This is a genomic window from Pseudomonas sp. HS6-2 (assembly GCF_049325675.2).
GTDB lineage: Bacteria > Pseudomonadota > Gammaproteobacteria > Pseudomonadales > Pseudomonadaceae > Aquipseudomonas > Aquipseudomonas putida_N.
In genome coordinates, this window is the sequence record NZ_CM143906.1 from 4743702 (window position 1) to 4763616 (window position 19915).

At 64.6% G+C, this 19915-nt stretch carries 17 protein-coding genes; 9 read left to right on the top strand and 8 right to left on the bottom strand.

All coding sequences use genetic code 11. From position 1 onward, the window contains the following. Positions 1 to 127 precede the first annotated feature (127 nt). On the top strand, positions 128 to 1522 hold the full coding sequence (locus tag ACOKS3_RS22145) for a class II fumarate hydratase (protein ID WP_103449582.1): 1395 nt from the start codon (positions 128 to 130) through the stop codon (positions 1520 to 1522). A 118-nt stretch (positions 1523 to 1640) separates the two neighbouring features. Here the strand turns inward: ACOKS3_RS22145 and ACOKS3_RS22150 are convergent, their stop codons facing one another. Continuing rightward, positions 1641 to 2594, bottom strand: a complete 954-nt coding sequence (locus tag ACOKS3_RS22150) for a DMT family transporter (protein WP_103449581.1) — start codon at positions 2592 to 2594, stop codon at positions 1641 to 1643. 117 nt (positions 2595 to 2711) lie between these two features. Beyond that, complete coding sequence (gene pap / locus ACOKS3_RS22155) at positions 2712 to 4205, bottom strand: polyphosphate:AMP phosphotransferase (RefSeq protein WP_103449580.1); 1494 nt, start codon at positions 4203 to 4205, stop codon at positions 2712 to 2714. Between the two features lie 103 nt (positions 4206 to 4308). Between pap and mnmC the strand changes: the two genes are divergently transcribed. From mnmC to ACOKS3_RS22180, 5 genes are all read left to right on the top strand, one after another. After that, positions 4309 to 6276 (top strand): bifunctional tRNA (5-methylaminomethyl-2-thiouridine)(34)-methyltransferase MnmC2/FAD-dependent 5-carboxymethylaminomethyl-2-thiouridine(34) oxidoreductase MnmC1, encoded by a 1968-nt coding sequence (mnmC, locus tag ACOKS3_RS22160; protein WP_103449579.1) that lies wholly within the window; start codon positions 4309 to 4311, stop codon positions 6274 to 6276. Positions 6277 to 6448: 172 nt separating this feature from the next. Then, positions 6449 to 8236 carry an N-acetylglutaminylglutamine amidotransferase gene (locus ACOKS3_RS22165; protein WP_103449578.1) on the top strand — a complete coding sequence of 596 codons (1788 nt, stop codon included), beginning with the start codon at positions 6449 to 6451 and terminating at the stop codon, positions 8234 to 8236. 3 nt (positions 8237 to 8239) lie between these two features. After that, positions 8240 to 9985, top strand: coding sequence for an N-acetylglutaminylglutamine synthetase (gene ngg / locus ACOKS3_RS22170; protein WP_422762976.1), 1746 nt, complete (start codon positions 8240 to 8242; stop codon positions 9983 to 9985). A gap of 109 nt (positions 9986 to 10094) precedes the next feature. Beyond that, complete coding sequence (locus tag ACOKS3_RS22175) at positions 10095 to 11279, top strand: osmoprotectant NAGGN system M42 family peptidase (RefSeq protein ID WP_103449576.1); 1185 nt, start codon at positions 10095 to 10097, stop codon at positions 11277 to 11279. 55 nt (positions 11280 to 11334) lie between these two features. Beyond that, a complete protein-coding gene (locus ACOKS3_RS22180; RefSeq protein ID WP_013971435.1) occupies positions 11335 to 11562 on the top strand; it encodes a YheU family protein in 228 nt (75 codons plus the stop codon). Positions 11563 to 11628: 66 nt separating this feature from the next. On the opposite strand, the gene csrA is transcribed toward ACOKS3_RS22180, so the two are convergent. Both csrA and ACOKS3_RS22190 read right to left on the bottom strand, forming a co-directional pair. Further along, on the bottom strand, positions 11629 to 11817 hold the full coding sequence (csrA, locus tag ACOKS3_RS22185) for a carbon storage regulator CsrA (RefSeq protein WP_103449575.1): 189 nt from the start codon (positions 11815 to 11817) through the stop codon (positions 11629 to 11631). 126 nt (positions 11818 to 11943) lie between these two features. After that, positions 11944 to 12753 carry an SDR family oxidoreductase gene (locus ACOKS3_RS22190; RefSeq protein WP_103449574.1) on the bottom strand — a complete coding sequence of 270 codons (810 nt, stop codon included), beginning with the start codon at positions 12751 to 12753 and terminating at the stop codon, positions 11944 to 11946. A 248-nt stretch (positions 12754 to 13001) separates the two neighbouring features. On the opposite strand from ACOKS3_RS22190, the gene ACOKS3_RS22195 reads away from it, so the two are divergent. Then, on the top strand, positions 13002 to 13154 hold the full coding sequence (locus ACOKS3_RS22195; protein ID WP_012271016.1) for a DUF3309 family protein: 153 nt from the start codon (positions 13002 to 13004) through the stop codon (positions 13152 to 13154). A 54-nt stretch (positions 13155 to 13208) separates the two neighbouring features. On the opposite strand, the gene ACOKS3_RS22200 is transcribed toward ACOKS3_RS22195, so the two are convergent. The 3 genes from ACOKS3_RS22200 to ACOKS3_RS22210 all read right to left on the bottom strand — a co-directional run bounded on the left by ACOKS3_RS22200 (position 13209) and on the right by ACOKS3_RS22210 (position 16256). After that, positions 13209 to 14873, bottom strand: coding sequence for a cation acetate symporter (locus tag ACOKS3_RS22200; protein ID WP_103449573.1), 1665 nt, complete (start codon positions 14871 to 14873; stop codon positions 13209 to 13211). Further along, positions 14870 to 15181 carry a DUF485 domain-containing protein gene (locus ACOKS3_RS22205; protein WP_103449572.1) on the bottom strand — a complete coding sequence of 104 codons (312 nt, stop codon included), beginning with the start codon at positions 15179 to 15181 and terminating at the stop codon, positions 14870 to 14872. The genes ACOKS3_RS22200 and ACOKS3_RS22205 overlap by 4 nt, the downstream gene beginning before the upstream one ends. A gap of 214 nt (positions 15182 to 15395) precedes the next feature. Then, positions 15396 to 16256, bottom strand: coding sequence for a glycine betaine ABC transporter substrate-binding protein (locus ACOKS3_RS22210; protein WP_103449571.1), 861 nt, complete (start codon positions 16254 to 16256; stop codon positions 15396 to 15398). Positions 16257 to 16452: 196 nt separating this feature from the next. Between ACOKS3_RS22210 and ACOKS3_RS22215 the strand changes: the two genes are divergently transcribed. Then, complete coding sequence (locus ACOKS3_RS22215; protein ID WP_422762975.1) at positions 16453 to 18015, top strand: glycoside hydrolase family 17 protein; 1563 nt, start codon at positions 16453 to 16455, stop codon at positions 18013 to 18015. 27 nt (positions 18016 to 18042) lie between these two features. On the opposite strand, the gene ACOKS3_RS22220 is transcribed toward ACOKS3_RS22215, so the two are convergent. Beyond that, entirely contained in the window at positions 18043 to 18411 is a 369-nt protein-coding gene (locus ACOKS3_RS22220) for a hypothetical protein (protein ID WP_103449569.1), read from the bottom strand. A 189-nt stretch (positions 18412 to 18600) separates the two neighbouring features. Between ACOKS3_RS22220 and ACOKS3_RS22225 the strand changes: the two genes are divergently transcribed. Next, positions 18601 to 19899 (top strand): serine/threonine protein kinase, encoded by a 1299-nt coding sequence (locus ACOKS3_RS22225; RefSeq protein ID WP_103449568.1) that lies wholly within the window; start codon positions 18601 to 18603, stop codon positions 19897 to 19899. The last annotated feature ends 16 nt before the right edge of the window (positions 19900 to 19915 follow it).

Consider the following 19915-nt stretch of genomic DNA (forward strand, 5'->3'; position numbering starts at 1 on the left):
TACCTCAGAGTAGAGCATTCTGCTCCCGTCAGGGCGCAGCGCTCAAGTGGCACGACGAGCGAATGAACCGCTCGATCGCATGAGGGCCTAAACTGCTGATTCTGACTGACAAAGGAGTGAACGCAGCATGAGCCGTATCGAGACAGACAGCCTGGGCCCGGTCGAAGTTCCTGAGGACGCCTACTGGGGCGCACAGACCCAGCGCTCGCTGATCAACTTTGCCATCGGCAAGGAACGCATGCCGCTCGCGGTGCTGCACGCCCTGGCACTCATCAAGAAAGCCGCCGCGCGGGTCAACGACCGCAACGGCGACCTGCCCGCCGACATCGCCCGGCTGATCGAACAGGCTGCCGACGAAGTGCTCGATGGCGAACATGACGACCAGTTCCCGCTGGTGGTGTGGCAGACCGGCAGCGGCACCCAGAGCAACATGAACGTCAACGAGGTGATCGCCGGGCGCGCCAACGAGCTGGCCGGCAAGGGCCGCGGCGGCAAGGCGCCAGTGCACCCCAACGATCACGTCAACCGCTCGCAGAGCTCCAACGACTGCTTCCCCACCGCCATGCACATCGCCGCAGCCCAGGCGGTGCATGACAAACTGCTGCCGGCGATTGCCGAGCTGTCGGCGGGGCTGGCCGAGTTGTCGGCGCGCCATAGCAAACTGGTCAAGACCGGCCGCACGCATATGATGGACGCCACGCCGATCACCTTCGGCCAGGAGGTGTCGGCCTTCGTCGCCCAGCTCGACTACGCCCAGCGCGCCATCCGTTCCACCTTGCCAGCGGTGTGCGAGCTGGCCCAGGGCGGCACCGCCGTGGGCACCGGGCTGAACGCCCCGCACGGCTTTGCCGAAGCCGTGGCCGCCGAGCTGGCCGCCCTCTCCGGCCTTCCCTTCATCACCGCCCCCAACAAGTTCGCCGCCCTCGCCGGCCATGAGCCGCTGACCAGCCTGGCCGGTGCCCTGAAGACCCTGGCAGTGGCGCTGATGAAGATCGCCAACGACCTGCGCCTGCTCGGCTCCGGCCCACGCGCGGGGCTGGCCGAAGTACGCCTGCCGGCCAACGAGCCGGGCAGCTCGATCATGCCCGGCAAGGTCAACCCGACCCAGTGCGAGGCCCTGTCGATGCTGGCCTGCCAGGTATTGGGCAACGACGCGGCAATCGGCTTTGCCGCCAGCCAGGGGCACCTGCAGCTGAACGTGTTCAAGCCGGTGATCATCCACAACCTGCTGCAGTCGATCGAGCTGCTGGCCGATGGCTGCCGCAACTTCCAGCAGCATTGTGTGGCCGGCATCGAGCCGGATGCCGGGCAGATGGCGGCGCACCTGGAGCGCGGTCTGATGCTGGTAACGGCGCTGAATCCGCACATTGGCTATGACAAGGCGGCGGAGATTGCCAAGAAGGCCTATGGCGAGGGCAAGACCTTGCGTGAGGCAGCGCTTGAGTTGAAGTACCTGACCAATGAACAGTTCGATCAGTGGGTAAGGCCGGAGAACATGCTGGCGCCCGGTGGCAAGGGCTGACTCATCAATAGCCTGTGCCGGCCTCTTCGCGGGGCAAGCCCGCTCCTACAGGTGATCGCGTACCCTCTGTAGGAGCGGGCTTGCCCCGCGAAGAGGCCGGCACAGGCAACTTTTCAGCTCAAGCCAATCGTGCCCTTCTGGCCTTCCACCCGGCCACCAGCGAAGGCCCCAGGGCCACCAGCGTCGACCCCGCCACCACCGTCACCGCCCCCACATAGCCCAAGGTATTGATGTCCTCGGCCTGCACATACTCCGGCCACACCACGGCGGCCAACGCCACCGCAACAAAGGTGACGAGCGGCGTCAGCGCCAGCGTGGCACTCACCCGCGACGCCTCCCAATGCGCCAGCGCCTCGGCAAACGCGCCATACGCCACCAGGGTGTTCAGGCAGCAGGCCAGTAGCAGCCAACCCTGAACGGGGGTCAATTGCAGCGCCTCCAGCGGATGTACCCACGGCGTCAGCAGTGCCGCGCAGCTCAGGTAGATGACCATCATCACCTGCTGCGAATGCCACACCGTCAGCAGTTGCTTCTGGCTCAGGGCATAGAACACCCAGATGCTGGTCGCCATGAGAACGGTCAGGACCCCCGTGGTATAGGCGCCAAGTGAGGTCAGCAGCTCTTCCAGGCGCTGATTGAAGAACAGGCCAAAACCGCACAGCAGCACCAGCAGGCCGATGCCCTGCCCCAGGCTGAAGCGCTCCTTGAACACGAACACGCTGGCCACCAGCAACAGCACCGGCCCCATCTGCACCACCAGCTGGGCGGTGCCGGGGCTCAGCAGGTTCAGGCCGATCAGGTACAACACGTAGTTGCCCATCAGCCCGAACACGGCCACCACGATCAGGGCCCTGCCCTTGGGCGCCAGCTTGCGCAGCGAAGGCAGGCGCCGCTGGGCCGCCAGCCAGGCGAACAGCACGCCGCCGGAGACCAGCAGGCGGTACCAGGTGACGGTCATCGGGTCGACCACCTGCAGCACCTGCTTGAGTTTGATCGGCAGGATGCCCCAGAGCAGCGCGGTCAACAGTGCCAGGAACAGGCCGTAGCCCCAACGGCCGGAAGTCGTGTGCATACAGTCCTCGAATTAGCCCTTGGTGCGGGTAACCGAATTCTAAGGGCTTGGCGCACCGAGCCGGAGGAAAATGCCGGGAAATAAATTCATCGGGTCATTCCCTCGCGGCATGCCTGGTTATTTCTTGTCCTTGGCGAAAGCCGCCTCCAGGGCCTCATTGATCGTGCGCAGCACCTTCACCCGTGCCCAGCGCTTGTCGTTGGCTTCGACCAGTGTCCAGGGTGCGATCTCGCTGCTGGTGCGGTCGACCATGTCGCCCACGGCCTGGGTGTAGTCGTCCCACTTGTCGCGGTTGCGCCAGTCGTCTTCGGTGATCTTGTAGCGCTTGAACGGGATCTGCTCGCGCTCTTCAAAGCGCTCCAGCTGGGTCTGCTGATCGATCGCCAGCCAGAACTTGACCAGCACCACGCCCGCATTGACCAACTGCTCCTCGAAATCGTTGATTTCGCCATAGGCGCGCATCCAGTCGGCTGGCGTGCAGAACCCCTCGATGCGTTCAACCAGCACGCGGCCGTACCAGGAGCGGTCGAAGATGGTGAACTTGCCACGCGCCGGAATGTGCCGCCAGAAGCGCCACAGATACGGCTGCGCACGCTCTTCCTCGGTCGGCGCGGCAATCGGCACGATCCGGTACTGCCGTGGGTCGAGCGCGGCGGCGACGCGGCGGATGGCACCGCCCTTGCCAGCAGCATCATTGCCCTCGAAGGCGGCCACCAAGGCATGCCGGCGCATATGCTTGTGGCGCAGCAGCCCTGCCAGCCGAGCCTGCTCGGCGACCAGCTGCTCCTGGTAGTCTTGCTTGTCCAGGCGCAGGGTCATGTCCAGCGCGCCCAGCAGGTTGCGCTGGTCGATGCTGCGGCCCAGCGGCGCGATATTGCCCTGGTGCTTTCCCTTGGGGTTCACGGCCAGTGCGGCCTGCAGGCTATCGAGCAGGATGCGGCCCACGGCCAGGCTGCGGTAGTGAGGGTCGACACCTTCGACCACATGCCAAGGTGCATAGTCGCGGCTGGTGCGGCGCAGCACACGCTCGCCGAAGCGCACGAAACGGTCGTAGGTTTCCGACTGCTGCCAGTCCAGCGGGCTGATCTTCCAGCTGTGCAGCGGGTCGTCCTTGAGCGATTTCAGGCGCGCCTTCATCTGCTTCTTGGACAGGTGGAACCAGAACTTGATGATCAGCGCGCCTTCGTCGCAGAGCATCTGCTCCAGGCGCTCGGCCCCGGCAATGGCCTGGTCGAGCACGGCATCCTTGAACACGCCGTGCACCCGGCCCTGGAGCATCTGGCTGTACCAGTTGCCGAAGAACACGCCCATCCGCCCTTTGGGCGGCAGCGCCCGCCAGTAGCGCCAGGCCGGGGGCCGGGCCAGTTCTTCATCGGTCTGCTGGTCGAAGGTGAGCACGTCGATCATGCGCGGGTCCATCCACTCGTTGAGCAGCTTGACCGTTTCGCCCTTGCCGGCGCCTTCGACGCCGTTGATCAGCACGATCACCGGGAAACGCGCCTGCTGCTTGAGTTCGTACTGGGCCTCCAGCAGCGCCTCACGCAGCGCGGGGACTTCTGCGTCGTAGGTTTCCTTGTCGATGCTGTGACCGATTTCCGCGGATTCGAACATGCACTGGCTCCTTCATTGGATAAGCAAGACTAGCGGATTTGCAGAGTGCCTGTGCAAACCCAGATGGCATAAAATCCGTACATCCGCTGCAACCGAGCCAATCATGTCCACCCTCCTCCAGCATGCCCAGATCGACTGGGACGACCAGGGCCGCCCTCACTCGCGGCAGTACGACGACGTCTATTTCTCCAAGAATGAAGGCACCGACGAAACCCGCTACGTATTCCTCGAGCAGACCCGCCTGGCGCAACGCTTCGCCGACCTGGCGCCACATGGCTGCCTGGTGATCGGCGAAACCGGCTTCGGCACCGGCATGAACTTCTTCTGCGCCTGGCAGCTGTTCGCCGAAAAGGCCCATGCCGATGCGCGCCTGCACTTCATCAGTGTCGAGAAGTACCCGCTCGGCCATGACGACATGGCCCGCGCCGTGCGCCTGTGGCCCGAGATGGCGGCCTTCACCGAGCCGTTCCTGGCGCAGTACGTGGCAGTACACCCGGGTTTCCAGCAGTTCAGCTTCGACAATGGCCGGATCACCCTGACCCTGCTGATCGGTGACGTGCTGGAACAACTGCCGCAGCTCGACGCGCACATCGACGTGTGGTTCCTCGACGGCTTCGCGCCCGCGAAGAACCCCGACATGTGGACCCCCGAGCTGTTCGCGCAACTGGCCAGGCTGGCGCATGCCGGTACCGCATTGGGTACCTTCACCACCACCGGCTGGGTACGCCGCGGGCTGATCGATGCCGGCTTCACCATGAAGAAGATCCCTGGCATCGGCAAGAAGTGGGAGGTGATGAGTGGCGAATACACCGGGCATCCCTCTACGGCCAGCGCCGCGCCCTGGTACGCCCGCCCTGCCCCCGTGGCCGGCCCGCGTCGGGCACTGGTGATCGGTGCCGGCCTGGCGGGCAGCGCCAGTGCCGCCAGCCTGGCCGCACGCGGCTGGCAGGTGACGGTACTGGAGCGCCACGGTGCACCTGCCCGGGAGGCCTCGGGCAATCCGCAGGGCGTGCTGTACCTGAAATTGTCCGCCCATGGCACCGCCCTGTCGCAGATGATCCTGTCCGGCTTCGGCTTCACCCGGCGCCAGCTCGAACGCTTGCAGCGTGGCCGCGACTGGGATGCTTGCGGCGTGCTGCAGCTGGCCTTCGACAGCAAGGAAGGCGAGCGCCAGGCCAAGCTTGCCGATGCCTTCGACAGTAGCCTGCTACGGGCACTTGAGCAGGCCGAAGCCGAGGCGATTGCCGGGGTGGCGCTGCCGGCGGGCGGCCTGTTCTATCCGGAAGGTGGTTGGGTGCACCCTCCCGCGCTGTGCGAGGCGCAGCTGAAGCATCCGGATATTCGCATTCAGCTGCACCAGAACGTGGTCGAACTGCGCAAGGCCGACGGCCTGTGGCAGGCGTGGGATGGCGAGCGTTTGCTGGCCAGCGCGCCGCTGGTGGTGCTGGCCGGGGCCGCAGATGTGCGCCGCTTCGAGCCTTGCGCGCAATTGCCGCTCAAGCGCATTCGCGGGCAGATCACCCGCCTGCCGGCCACCACGGCCAGCCGCGCATTGCGCACCGTGGTCTGTGCCGATGGCTACGTCGCACCGCCCCGTTGTGATGAGCACACCTTGGGCGCCAGTTTCGATTTCCACAACGACGACCTGACACCGACGGTCGCCGAGCACCAGGGCAACCTGGCATTGCTGGACGAGATTTCCACCGACCTGGCCTCGCGCCTTGGAGCACAGACACTCGACATCGAGCAGTTGCAGGGTCGTGCGGCGTTTCGTTGTACCAGCCCCGACTACCTGCCGATTGTCGGGCCGGTAGCCGACCCTGCGTTGTTTGCCGAGGCCTATGCCGTGCTTGGCAAGGATGCGCGACAGGTGCCGGAGGTGGCGTGCCCGTGGGTGGATGGGCTGTATGTGAACAGTGGGCATGGCTCGCGAGGACTGATCACGGCGCCGTTGAGTGGGGAGCTGATTGCAGCCTGGGCCAGTGGTGAACCGTTGCCGTTGCCACGGCCGGTGGTCGAAGCCTGCCACCCGAACCGGTTCATGTTGCGCAAGCTGATTCGAGGGAAGTGACAGATTGGGCTGCTGCGCAGCCCTTCGCGAGACAAGCCCGCTTCCAGAACAGGCAGATACCGATCGTTATAACAGATCGATCTAAAACTCCCACAAACCACACGGGTCAGTTCCTTACAGGGTGCCCTAATCCGGGGCACTCATTCCCCAACGGAAAAACCGGTAAGGACTTATGTGCGGATTAGCAGGAGAGTTGCGTTTCACCCCCATCGACCAAGCCCCTCGCCCAGCCGACCTGGCTGCGGTAGAGCGCATCACCCATCACCTGGCGCCCCGCGGCCCCGATGCCTGGGGCTTCCATAGCCAGGGTCCGATCGCCCTCGGCCACCGCCGGCTGAAGATCATGGACCTGTCGGACGGTTCGGCACAGCCGATGGTCGATAACACCCTGGGCCTGTCGCTGGCCTTCAACGGCGCCATCTACAACTTCCCCGAACTGCGCCAGGAGCTGCAGGACCTGGGCTACAGCTTCTGGTCCGAAGGCGACACCGAGGTGTTGCTCAAGGGCTACCACGCCTGGGGCGCCGCTTTGCTGCCCAAGCTCAACGGCATGTTCGCCCTGGCCATCTGGGAGCGCGACAACCAGCGCCTGTTCCTGGCCCGCGACCGCCTCGGCGTCAAGCCGCTGTATCTGTCGCGCAACGGCGAACGCCTGCGCTTCGCCTCGACCCTGCCGGCGCTGCTCAAGGGTGGCGACATCGATCCGATGATCGACCCGGTGGCGCTCAACCACTACCTCAACTTCCATGCTGTGGTGCCTGCTCCGCGCACGCTGCTGGCCAATGTGCAGAAGCTCGAACCCGGCACCTGGATGCGCATCGACCAGCACGGTGAAGTCGAGCGCCAGACCTGGTGGCAGCTGAAGTACGGCCCCAACCTGGACGAACGCGACCTCGACCTGGAAGACTGGACCACCCGTGTGCTCGACGCCACCCGCGATGCCGTGGCGATCCGCCAGCGCGCCGCCGTGGACGTCGGTGTACTGCTGTCTGGCGGTGTCGACTCCAGCCTGCTGGTCGGCCTGCTGCGCGAGGTCGGCGTGGACGACCTGTCGACCTTCTCCATCGGCTTCGAGGATGCCGGCGGCGAACGCGGTGACGAGTTCCAGTATTCCGACCTGATCGCCAAGCATTACGGCACCCGCCACCACCAGCTGCGCATTGCCGAACACGAGATCATCGACCAGTTGCCGGCTGCCTTCCGCGCCATGAGCGAACCGATGGTCAGTCACGACTGCATCGCCTTCTACCTGCTGTCGCGGGAGGTGGCCAAGCATTGCAAGGGCGTGCAGAGTGGCCAGGGTGCCGACGAGCTGTTCGCCGGCTACCACTGGTACCCGAAAGTGGACGGTGCCGACGATGCCTTCGCCGCCTACCGTGACGCCTTCTTCGACCGCAGCCATGACGAGTACCGCGACACGGTCCAGGCCCCTTGGCTGCTGGAAACGGACGCCGCCGGCGATTTCGTCCGCGAGCACTTCGCCCGCCCCGGTGCAGCCGATGCCGTGGACAAGGCCTTGCGCCTGGACAGCACGGTGATGCTGGTCGACGACCCGGTCAAACGGGTCGACAACATGACCATGGCCTGGGGCCTGGAGGCGCGCACGCCGTTCCTCGACTACCGCCTGGTCGAGCTGTCGGCGCGCATTCCAGCCCGCTTCAAGCTGCCCGACGGCGGCAAGCAGGTGCTCAAGCAGGCTGCACGGCGGGTGATCCCCCACGAGGTGATCGACCGCAAGAAGGGCTACTTCCCGGTGCCCGGCCTCAAGCACCTGGAAGGCGCGACCCTGGGCTGGGTGCGCGACCTGCTGACCGACCCGAGCCAGGACCGCGGCCTGTTCAACCCGGCGATGCTCGACCGCCTGCTGAGCAACCCGCACGGCCAGCTCACCCCGCTGCGCGGCTCCAAGCTGTGGCAGCTGGCGGCCCTGAACCTGTGGCTCAGCGAACAAGGAATCTGACCGATGAAAGCCCACGAGATCGCTTACGGTCAGCGCCTGCTGCGCGGCCAGGCGCCGTCTTACGAGCGCCTGCAGGCGCGCCTGGCCGGCGACGGCAGCGAGCCCCACGACCAGCCGCGTGCCTTGCACTGTGGCTGGGGGCGGCTGCTGATCGGCCACACCTACCCGGACCCCGCCAGCCTGGCCGCCGCGCTACAGGACGAACGCCCCGGCGAACGCGACATCGCTTTGTACGTGGCCGCCCCCCAGCAGCTGTTGGCCCAGGCGCCGCAGCAACTGTTCCTCGACCCCTCCGACACCCTGCGCCTGTGGTTCACCGACTACCGCCCGGCGCAGCGGGTGTTCCGCGGCTTCCGCGTGCGCCGGGCGCAGAACCCCGGCGACTGGCAGGCGATCAACACCCTGTACCAGGCCCGCGGCATGCTACCGGTCGACCCCGACCTGCTCACCCCGCGCCACCTTGGAGGCCCGGTGTACTGGCTGGCCGAGGATGAAGACAGCGGCGCGGTGATCGGCAGTGTCATGGGCCTGAACCACAGCAAGGCGTTCGACGACCCCGAGCACGGCAGCAGCCTGTGGTGCCTGGCAGTAGACCCGCAATGCACCCGCCCGGGCGTCGGTGAGGTGCTGGTGCGTCATCTGATCGAACACTTCATGAGCCGTGGCCTGGCGTATCTGGACCTGTCGGTGCTGCACGACAACCGCCAGGCCAAGCGCTTGTACGAGAAGCTCGGGTTCCGCAACCTGCCGACCTTTGCGGTCAAGCGCAGGAATGGCATCAACCAGCAGCTGTTTCTCGGCCCCGGCCCGGAAGCCGGCCTGAACCCCTACGCCCGCATCATTGTCGACGAAGCCTTGCGCCGGGGTATCGAGGTGCAAGTAGACGATGCGGCTGGCGGCCTGTTCACCCTCAGCCTCGGCGGCCGCCGGATTCGCTGCCGCGAGTCGCTGAGCGACCTGACCAGCGCCGTGACCATGACCCTGTGCCAGGACAAGCGCCTGACCCAGCATGCCCTGCACAGCGCCGGGTTGCAGGTGCCGGCGCAGCAATTGGCCGGCAACGCCGACGACAACCTGGCGTTTCTCGACGAGCATGGCGCGGTGGTGGTCAAGCCGGTGGATGGCGAACAGGGCCAGGGCGTGGCGGTCAATCTCACCTGCATCGAGGACGTGACCCAGGCCGTGGAAAACGCCCGCCGCTTCGACAGCCGCGTGCTGCTGGAGAGCTTCCATGCCGGCAGCGACCTGCGCATCCTGGTGATCGGCTATGAAGTAGTGGCAGCAGCGATTCGCCACCCGGCCCAGGTTATCGGTGATGGCAAGCACAACATCCGCCAGTTGATCGAGGCGCAGAGCCGTCGGCGCCAGGCGGCAACCGGTGGCGAAAGCCGCATCCCGCTGGACGACGAGACCGAGCGCACCCTGCGCGGCGTGGGCCTGGGCTACGACGATGTGCTGCCGGCCGGGCAGCGCCTGGCGGTGCGGCGCACGGCCAACCTGCATACCGGTGGCACCCTGGAAGACGTCACCGAGCGCCTGCACCCGGTGCTGGCCGATGCCGCGGTGCGCGCGGCGCGGGCGCTGGAGATCCCGGTGGTGGGCCTGGATTTCATGGTCCGCGATGCCGAGCACCCGGATTACGTGATCATCGAAGCCAACGAGCGGGCCGGCCTGGCCAACCATGAACCGCAGCCCACGGCTGAGCGGTTTGTCGACCTGCTGTTCCCGCATAGCCGGGCTTTGGCGTAACACAGTGCCGGCCCTTTCGCGGGACAAGCCCACTCATACAGGTTATCGCCCCCCCTGTAGGAGCGGGCTTGCCCCGCAGAAGGGCCGGCACAGGAAAAGAGGACTCCCAATGACCGAACGACACCTGGAACCCGACCTCGACTACATGAAGCGCGTCCTGCTGGAAATGCTCGCCATCCCCAGCCCGACCGGTTTCACCGACACCATCGTGCGCTATGTGGCCGAACGCCTCGACGAACTGGGCATCCCCTTCGAACTGACCCGCCGCGGGACCATCCGCGCTACCCTCAAGGGCCGGCAGAGTTCGCCCGACCGCGCCGTCTCGGCCCACCTCGACACTATCGGCGCCAGCGTGCGCCAGTTGCAGGACAATGGCCGCCTGGCCCTGGCCCCGGTGGGCTGCTGGTCGAGCCGCTTCGCCGAGGGCAGCCGGGTCAGCGTGTTCACCGACACTGGTGTGTTCCGCGGCAGCGTCCTGCCGCTGATGGCCAGCGGGCACGCCTTCAATACCGCGATCGACCAGATGCCGATCAGCTGGGAACACGTCGAAGTGCGCCTGGATGCCTACTGCACCACCCGCGCCGATTGTGAAGCGCTGGGCATTGCCATTGGTGACTTCGTCGCCTTCGACCCGCTGCCGGAGTTCACCGAAAGCGGCCACATCAGCGCCCGACACCTGGACGACAAGGCCGGCGTGGCAGCCCTGCTGGCGGCACTCAAGGCGGTGGTGGAAAGCGGCCGCCAGCCGCTGATCGACTGCCACCCGCTGTTCACCATCACCGAAGAAACCGGCTCTGGCGCCGCCGCCGCCCTGCCCTGGGACGTCAGTGAGTTCGTCGGCATCGACATCGCCCCGGTCGCCCCCGGCCAGGCCTCCAGCGAGCATGCGGTGAGCGTAGCCATGCAGGACTCTTCCGGGCCGTACGATTACCACCTGTCACGCCACCTGCTGAAGCTGGCCGGCGACCAGGATGTGCCGGTGCGCCGCGACCTGTTCCGTTACTATTTCAGCGATGCGCACTCGGCCGTAACAGCCGGGCACGACATCCGCACCGCGCTGGTGGCGTTCGGCTGCGATGCCACCCATGGCTACGAACGGACGCATATCGACAGCCTGGCCGCGCTCAGCCGCCTGCTCTCGGCCTACCTGCTGAGCCCACCGGTGTTCGCCAGCGACTCGCAACCGGCCAATGCCTCGCTCGAGCGGTTCAGCCACCAGCTGGAGCACGATGCGCAGATGGAGAGCGACACCCGCGTGCCGGCGGTGGACAGCCTGGTAGGAAACAAAAGCTGATGGCCATGGAATCGCGTAGCATGCAGGGATTCCTGAACAACACCGTGCGCTGCCCATGCTGATCCCCTACGACCAACTGCAAGCCGAAACCCTGACCCGCCTGATCGAGGACTTCGTCACCCGCGACGGCACCGACAACGGCGACGATACCCCGCTGGAAACCCGCGTGCTGCGGGTGCGCCAGGCATTGGCCAAGGGCCAGGCGTTCATCCTGTTCGACCCTGAGAGCCAGCAGTGCCAGCTGCTGGCCAAACATGATGTGCCCCGCGAGCTGCTCGACTGACAGGCCCGACCGCTTCGCGGGCTTGTCGGGGCGCCGAACCGCCGCGAAGAGGCCGCTACAGGCTGATCAGGGCTGATCAGCCTTGCGCGCCTGCGCCGCCTTGATCCGTCGATAGACTTCGGCCCGGTGCACCGGCACCTTGCGCGGGGCTTCCACGCCAAAGCGCACCATGCCATTGCGCGATTCCACCACCTTGATCCGAATATCGTCACCAATGGTGATGACTTCACCGACTTCACGCCCGATCACCAACATGCTCCGGTCCTCTCAACAGGAAAAAACCGCAGAGTGCTTGGGGATATTCGTCTGGACAATGCTTCGCCAGCAATTAAGAGCGAACCTACAGGGGCCGGTAATTTCTCCTACAGACAGATCCTACAGTCAGCGCGGCTGCGCCTTGGCTCGCATCTTCACCGCCATGTCCGCCATCTCGTCGTACAGCCGCTCCGGTGCCTGACGTTTGAGCTGCCAGGCCTGGCGCCCGGCCTCATGGGGCAGGATCAGAAACTCACCCGCCGCCACCTGCTGGTGGATGTAGTCGGCAATATCCGCCGCGCTGATCGGCGATCCTTCCAGCAGCTTGCCGACCTGGGCCTTCATCGCCGGGTTCGGCCCGCGGAAGGAATCGAGCAGGTTGGTCTGGAAGAACGACGGGCATACGCAGTGCACGGCAACTTCAAGCTGGCGCAATTCCACCAGCAGGCTTTCCGACAGCGCCAACACGCCGGCCTTGGCCACATTGTAGTTGCTCATCCCCGGGCCCTGCATCAGCGCTGCCATGGAGGCGACGTTGATGATACGCCCCTTGCTGCGCTCGAGCTGCGGCAGGAACGCCTTGCAGCCCTTGACCACCCCCATCAGGTTGACCGCGATCTGCCAGTCCCAGTCTTCCAGTGACAGCTCGGCGAAGAAGCCGCCCGAGGCGACACCGGCGTTGTTGACGACCACATCGATGCCGCCGAACCTTTCTTCGCAGGCCTGGGCCAGGGCGGTGAGCTGGCTGTAGTCGCGTACGTCGCAGCGCTGGACGAAGCCCTCGCCGCCTGCTGCACGCACTAACTCCAGGGTTTCGCGCAGGCCCGCTTCGTTGACATCGGCCAGCGCCAGGCGCCAGCCCTCGCGTGCCCAGCGCAGGGCGATCTCGCGACCGAGGCCGGAGCCGGCGCCAGTGATCATGATGCGGTTTTGCATGGTGGCACGCCTTGTTCTGACAGGTTGTGCAACGAGTCTAATCAAGGCCTTGGCCAGAGGCAGGATTCATCAGGATAGTGAATGGGCGGGCATGACTGTTTGGTCAGTACCGGCCTCTTCGCAGGCTTGCCCGCGAAGAGGCCGGTACTGACCAAACAGATGGAATCTTTCGCAAGCGGCGTCGGTCCGAATTTACAAGAGGCCAGCAGTCCGAGGCCCTTGACCCTCAACCACGCAAGGACTCCGTCATGACCACGATTCTCATCATCATCCTGATCCTTCTGCTGATTGGTGGCTTACCGGTCTTCCCGCACTCGCGCAGCTGGGGCTATGGCCCGTCTGGCATCGTCGGCGTGGTGCTGGTGATTCTGCTGGTGCTGTTGCTGCTAGGCATGATCTAGTCGCAGGAAAAGAAAAACCGCGCCAAGGCGCGGTTTTTCAATTGCCGAAGGGTATCAGTGCGAAACCGCGCCAGAAGCCCCCAGGCCAGTCTGCGAACGGACGAACTGCGGGTAGAACAGCGCACGCTCGTCGTCGGCCGCCTTGGACTTGTCGGTGACCGAGAAGAACCAGATGCTGACGAAGGCAATGGCCATCGAGAACAGCGCCGGGTATTCGTACGGGTAGATGGCTTTTTCGTGACCGAGGATCTGCACCCAGATGGTCGGGCCGAGGATCATCAGCGTCACCGCACTCACCAGGCCCAGCCAGCCGCCGATCATGGCGCCGCGGGTGGTCAGCTTCTTCCAGTACATCGAGAGCAGCAGTACCGGGAAGTTGCAGCTGGCGGCGATGGAGAACGCCAGGCCGACCATGAAGGCGATGTTCTGCTTCTCGAACAGAATGCCCAGACCGATCGCCAGCACGCCGAGGGCGACGGTGGTGATCTTCGACACGCGGATTTCATCCTTGTCGTTGGCCTTGCCCTTGCGCCAGACGCTGGCGTACAGGTCGTGGGAAACTGCCGAGGCACCGGCCAGGGTCAGGCCGGCGACCACTGCCAGGATGGTGGCGAAGGCCACGGCGGAGATGAAGCCGAGGAACACGCTGCCACCCACGGCATCAGCCAGGTGCACCGCCGCCATGTTGTTGCCACCGATCAGGGCGCCGGCGGCGTCCTTGAAGTCCGGGTTGGTGCTGACCAGCAGGATCGCGCCGAAGCCGATGATGAAGGTCAGGATGTAGAAGTAGCCGATGAAACCGGTGGCGTACAGCACGCTCTTGCGCGCTTCCTTGGCGTCACTGACGGTGAAAAAGCGCATCAGAATATGTGGCAGGCCAGCGGTACCGAACATCAGCGCCAGGCCCAGCGAGAATGCCGAGATCGGGTCCTTGACCAGACCGCCCGGGCTCATGATCGCCTCGCCCTTGGCGTGCACCTTGATCGCTTCGGAGAACAGCGTGTTGAAGTCGAAGCCGACGTGCTTCATCACCATCAGCGCCATGAAACTGGCACCGGACAGCAGCAGCACGGCCTTGATGATCTGTACCCAGGTGGTGGCCAGCATGCCGCCGAACAGCACGTAAAGGCACATCAGGATACCCACCAGGATCACCGCGACGTGGTAGTCCAGGCCGAACAGCAGCTCGATCAGCTTGCCGGCGCCGACCATCTGCGCGATCAGGTAGAACGCCACCACCACCAGCGAACCGGAAGCCGACAGGGTGCGGATTTCCTTCTGCCCGAGGCGGTACGAGGCGACGTCGGCGAAGGTGTACTTGCCGAGGTTGCGCAGGCGTTCGGCAATCAGGAAGAGGATGATCGGCCAGCCGACCAGGAAGCCGATCGAATAGATCAGGCCGTCGTAGCCAGAGGTGAACACCAGGGCGGAAATACCCAGGAACGAGGCCGCCGACATGTAGTCGCCGGCAATCGCCAGGCCGTTCTGGAAGCCGGTGATCTTGCCACCGGCGGCGTAGTAGTCCGCCGCCGACTTGTTGCGCTTGGAGGCCCAGTAGGTGATGCCGAGGGTGAAGGCGACGAAGGCCACGAACATGGCGATCGCCGGAACGTTCAGCGGTTGCTTCTGCACCTCGCCGGTCAGGGCATCGGCGGCCCACACGGCGGGTGCAAAGGCTCCGCAGGCCAGAACGGCCAGGGCTTTGGCGTGGCGAATCATTGTTGCGCCTCCTTCAGGATGGCCTTGTTCAGCTCATCGAACTCGCCGTTGGCGCGGCGCACGTAGATGGCGGTCAGGACGAATGCCGAAACGATCAGGCCGACGCCCAGGGGAATGCCCCAGGTAATCGACGAGTCAGGGCTGAGCTTGGTGCCCAGAAGCTGAGGACCGTAGGCGATCAGGAGGATGAAGGCGCAGTAGAGGCCGAGCATGATCGCCGAGAGAATCCAGGCGAACCGTTCACGTTTGCTGACCAGCTCCTTGAAGCGCGGGCTGTTTTGTATCGAGAGGTAAATGCTGTCGTTCATTGTTTTTGTCCTAGCAGCACAGATAGGGGATGGAACCCACACCCTTACTTTATGCAGCTATTGGACGCCAACCAGACGACCTTAGTCTTAGATGCAACGGTGTTTTACCGATTGCGTAACAAAGTGCCGGCCTATCGCGGGACAAGCCCGCTCCTACAGGCCTTGCAGGAGCGGGCTTGTCCCGCGAAGAAGCAAAACTGGCCCTGAAGGGTTGTTACTTGCCAGTCCACTCCTTCACGCGGTCCGGGTGCTTGGCCACCCAGTCCTTGGCCGCCGCCTCAGGCTTGGCACCTTCCTGTATCGCCAGCATCACCTCGCCAATCTCATCCTTGGACTGCCACTGGAATTTCTTCAGGAACTCCGCCACTTCCGGCGCCTTGGTGCCCAGTTCCTTGCTGCCGATGCTATTCACGGTCTCGGCCGCGCCATACACGCCTTTTGGATCCTCGAGGAACTTCAGCTTCCACTTGGCGAACATCCAGTGCGGTACCCAGCCGGTCACGGCAATCGACTGCTGCTTGGCGTAGGCGCGGCCCAGTTCGGCGGTCATCGCCGCACCGGAACTGGCCTGCAGCTTGTAGCCGGTCAGGTCATAGTCTTTGATCGCCTGGTCGGTCTTGAGCATCACCCCGGAGCCGGCATCGATACCGACGATCTTCTGCTTGAAGCTGCTGTCGGTCTTGAGGTCGGCGATGCTGACGGCCTTGACGTACTCAGGGACGATCAGGCCGATCTTGGCATCCTTGAAGTTCGGGCCGTAGTCGACCACGTTGTCCTTGTTCTTGGTCCAGTACTCACCGTGGGTCACCGGCAACCAGGCCGAGAGCATGGCGTCGAGTTTACCGGTGGCCACACCCTGCCACATGATGCCGGTGGCCACAGCCTGCAGCTTCACGTCGTAGCCCAGTTTCTGCTTGATCACTTCTGCGGCGACGTTGGTGGTTGCCACACTATCGGCCCAACCGTCCACATAACCAATGCTCACTTCTTTGGCCATGGCCTGTGCAGCGCTCATGGCCAATACCAGGGCGGTGCCCACGCCCAGGAAACGGCGCATTCTTGTAAAAGTAGCCATCAAAGCATCCCCTCGTCAGGTCTTGGAGATTGCATCATCTTCCTGCAACAAAGGTCGACCTGCTCCCACTGCGACCTGTACCGCACCATTGGCGACAGCACTGTGCCATTAGCGGCATCGGCCTACGCCGGCCTGCGCGATCCTTGCATGCCAAAGGTTTGGCGCCGGGCTACTATCTAACGTTTTGCGCCTGACGATGGACCGCCCAATGCCTGATGCTTCCCGCCTGCTGCCGTTGTACCTGCTCGCCTGCCTGCTCGCCCTGCTTGGGCTGGGGGCGCTCTGGTACGGGCTGGGCAAGCCGGTCCTGCTGCCCGACGCCGCCAGCCCCACGCACAAACTGCAGTGTGCGTCGTACACCCCGTTCGACAAGGACCAGTCGCCCTTCGACCAGCCTTTCCGCCTGCGCCCGGCGCGCATGGACGCCGACCTGGCGTTGCTGGCCGAGCGATTCCAGTGCATCCGCACCTATTCGATGACCGGCCTTGAGGCAATACCGGCGCTGGCCCGCAAGCATGGGCTGAAAGTGATGCTCGGGGCCTGGGTCAACGCCAACCCGGTCGACACCGGCAAGGAGGTGGACGCACTGATCGCCGCCGCCAATGCCAACCCAGACGTGGTCAGCGCGGTGATCGTCGGCAACGAGGCGCTGTTGCGCAAGGAAGTGACCGGCGAGCAGCTGGCCGCGCTGATCAACAAGGTGAAAAGCCAGGTCAAGGTGCCGGTAACCTATGCCGATGTCTGGGAGTTCTGGTTGCAACACCCGCAGGTGGCGCCAGCCGTGGACTTCCTGACCATCCACCTGCTGCCCTACTGGGAAGACGACCCGCGCGGCATCGACGATGCCCTGGCCCATGTCGCCGACGTGCGCCAGGTGTTCGGCAACCGATTCGCGCCCAAGGACATCTTCATCGGCGAAACCGGTTGGCCCAGCGAAGGCCGTCAGCGCGAGACCGCCGTGCCCAGCCGGGCCAACGAGGCGCGTTTCATTCGTGGTTTCGTCAGCATGGCCGAGGCCAACGGCTGGCACTACAACCTGATCGAAGCGTTCGACCAGCCATGGAAGCGTGCCAGCGAGGGCGCCGTGGGCGGTTATTGGGGGCTGTACGATGCTGATCGGCAGGACAAGGGCGTGCTCGAAGGGCCGGTCAGCAACCTGCATTACTGGCCGCAGTGGTTGCTGGCGAGCGTGCTGTTGATGGCGGTCACGCTGCTGTTGGCCGGGCGCCCTGCAACACCGCTGGCGGCCCTGCTGCTGCCGCTGCTGGCCGCATTTGGCGCAGGCTGCCTGGGGTTGTGGGGCGAGTTGATGCGCACCCATGCGCGGTTTGCCGGGGAATGGGTGTGGGCGGTGGTGCTGGCCGGGTTGAACCTGCTGGTGCTGATGCATGCGGCCCTTGCCTTGGTCGGTCGTAACGGCTGGCGCGAACGGCTGTTCACCTGGTTGCAGGCGCGTGCAGGCTGGTGGTTGCTGGCTGCCGGCTTTGCGGCGGCGGTGAGCATGCTGGCGATGGTGTTCGACCCGCGCTACCGGAGCTTCCCGAGCGTGGCGCTGGCATTGCCGGCGGTGGTGTACCTGTTGAAGCCGGTGGCGGCTCGGCGAGCGGAGGTGGCGTTGCTGGCCTTTATCGTTGGGGCCGGGGTGTTGCCGCAGTTGTATCGGGAAGGGCTGGAGAACCAGCAGGCTTGGGGGTGGGCGGTGGTCAGTGTGTTGATGACCGCAGCCTTGTGGCGGAGCTTGCGGCTGCGCAGAGCTTGAGGTTCTGGGGCTGCTTTGCAGCCCCTGTCAGCCCCGGCGCGGTTGCCGAACCAGCCGCAACCCCGCCAGCACCACCACGAACACCGCAATGCTGGCGGTGTACAGCACCAGCGCCGGAACACCAAAGACCAGCGCCAGCACCGCCAGCCACCAGCCGCCGCGACCGGCAATGACCTGGGCAAGCAACGCCAACCCCAATCCGGCCCAGGCCATCACCTGAAAGTGAATGCCCAACCCCAACCACGAACGCACCTGGCACTGCCAGTAGTCGCCTGGCACTGCGCACAAGCCAACCCACTGAGCATCCTCCATCAACCGATAGCGCACGCCATAACTGGCCGCGAGCCAGATGGCCAGAAACATCAGCAGTAGAGCGGCCGGCAGCGATCGAGTCATCCCATTCTCCAATAGCGGTAATCGAAATCATCCATGATCGCCCAAGCCCTGTTGTAAGGCAAAATCACTACCCTGCAGCTATGTTGCAGATAACAAGCACACCAAAGGCCAGTGCACTCGGCAACTTTGCCCAGGCAACCGTGGTCCTAGCCTGCATACTGCACGACCTTGATCCTTCTGGGGGAATACATGCTTCGATCTTGGCGCCTCGCCGCCCTTCTTGGCGGCCTGCTCATGGCTGCGGCCGCTTCGGCGCGGGATATCGACGCCGCAAGCTACGGCTACCCCTTGACCAACCCGTTCGAGGCGACCATCGCCACTACACCGCCGGAGCAGCGTCCGACCCTGCCCAGCGACGACGAGATAGACCAGTCCGACTACAGCCTGAACCTGCGCCCCGAACGCGAGTTCACCCTGCCCGACAACTTCTGGGCAGTGAAGAAGCTCAAGTACCGCCTGGCGCGACAGGACCACGAGGCACCGCTGATCTTCCTCATCGCCGGTACCGGTGCGCCCTACTCCAGCAGCATCAACGAATACCTCAAGAAGCTGTTCTACCAGGCCGGCTACCACGTGGTGCAGCTGTCGTCGCCAACCAGCTACGACTTCATGAGCGCCGCCTCGCGCTTCGCCACGCCCGGGGTCAGCCAGGAAGACGCCGAAGACATGTACCGGGTGATGCAGGCCGTGCGTGCCCAGCACCCACGCCTGCCGGTCAGCGAGTACTACCTCACTGGCTACAGCCTGGGCGCGCTGGATGCCGCCTTCGTCAGCCACCTCGACGAAACCCGTCGCAGCTTCAACTTCAAACGCGTGCTGCTGCTCAATCCGCCGGTCAACCTGTACACCTCGATCAATAACCTCGACAAGCTGGTGCAGACCCAGGTCAAGGGCATCGACCGCAGCACCACCTTCTATGAGCTGATGCTCGAGAAGCTCACCCGCTACTTCCAGGACAAGGGCTACATCGACCTCAACGACGCCCTGCTGTATGACTTCCAGCAGTCGAAACAGCACCTGTCCAACGAACAGATGGCCATGCTCATCGGCACCTCGTTCCGCTTCTCGGCGGCCGACATCGCCTTCACCTCCGACCTGATCAACCGCCGCGGCCTGATCATTCCGCCGAAGTTCCCGATCACCGAGGGCAGCAGCCTGACGCCGTTCTTCAAGCGGGCCCTGCAGTGCGACTTCGACTGCTACATGACCGAGCAGGTGATCCCGATGTGGCGCGCCCGCACCGACGGCAACAGCATCCTGCAACTGGTCAACCAGGTCAGCTTGTATGCCCTGGAAGACTACCTGCACAAGAGCGACAAGATCGCCGTGATGCACAATGCCGACGACCTTATCCTCGGCCCCGGCGATATCGGCTTCCTGCGCAAGGTGTTCGGCGACCGGCTGACCCTTTACCCCCATGGCGGCCATTGCGGCAACCTCAATTACCGCGTCAACAGCGACGCCATGCTGGAGTTCTTCCGTGGCTAACCAATTCCTCCTCGCC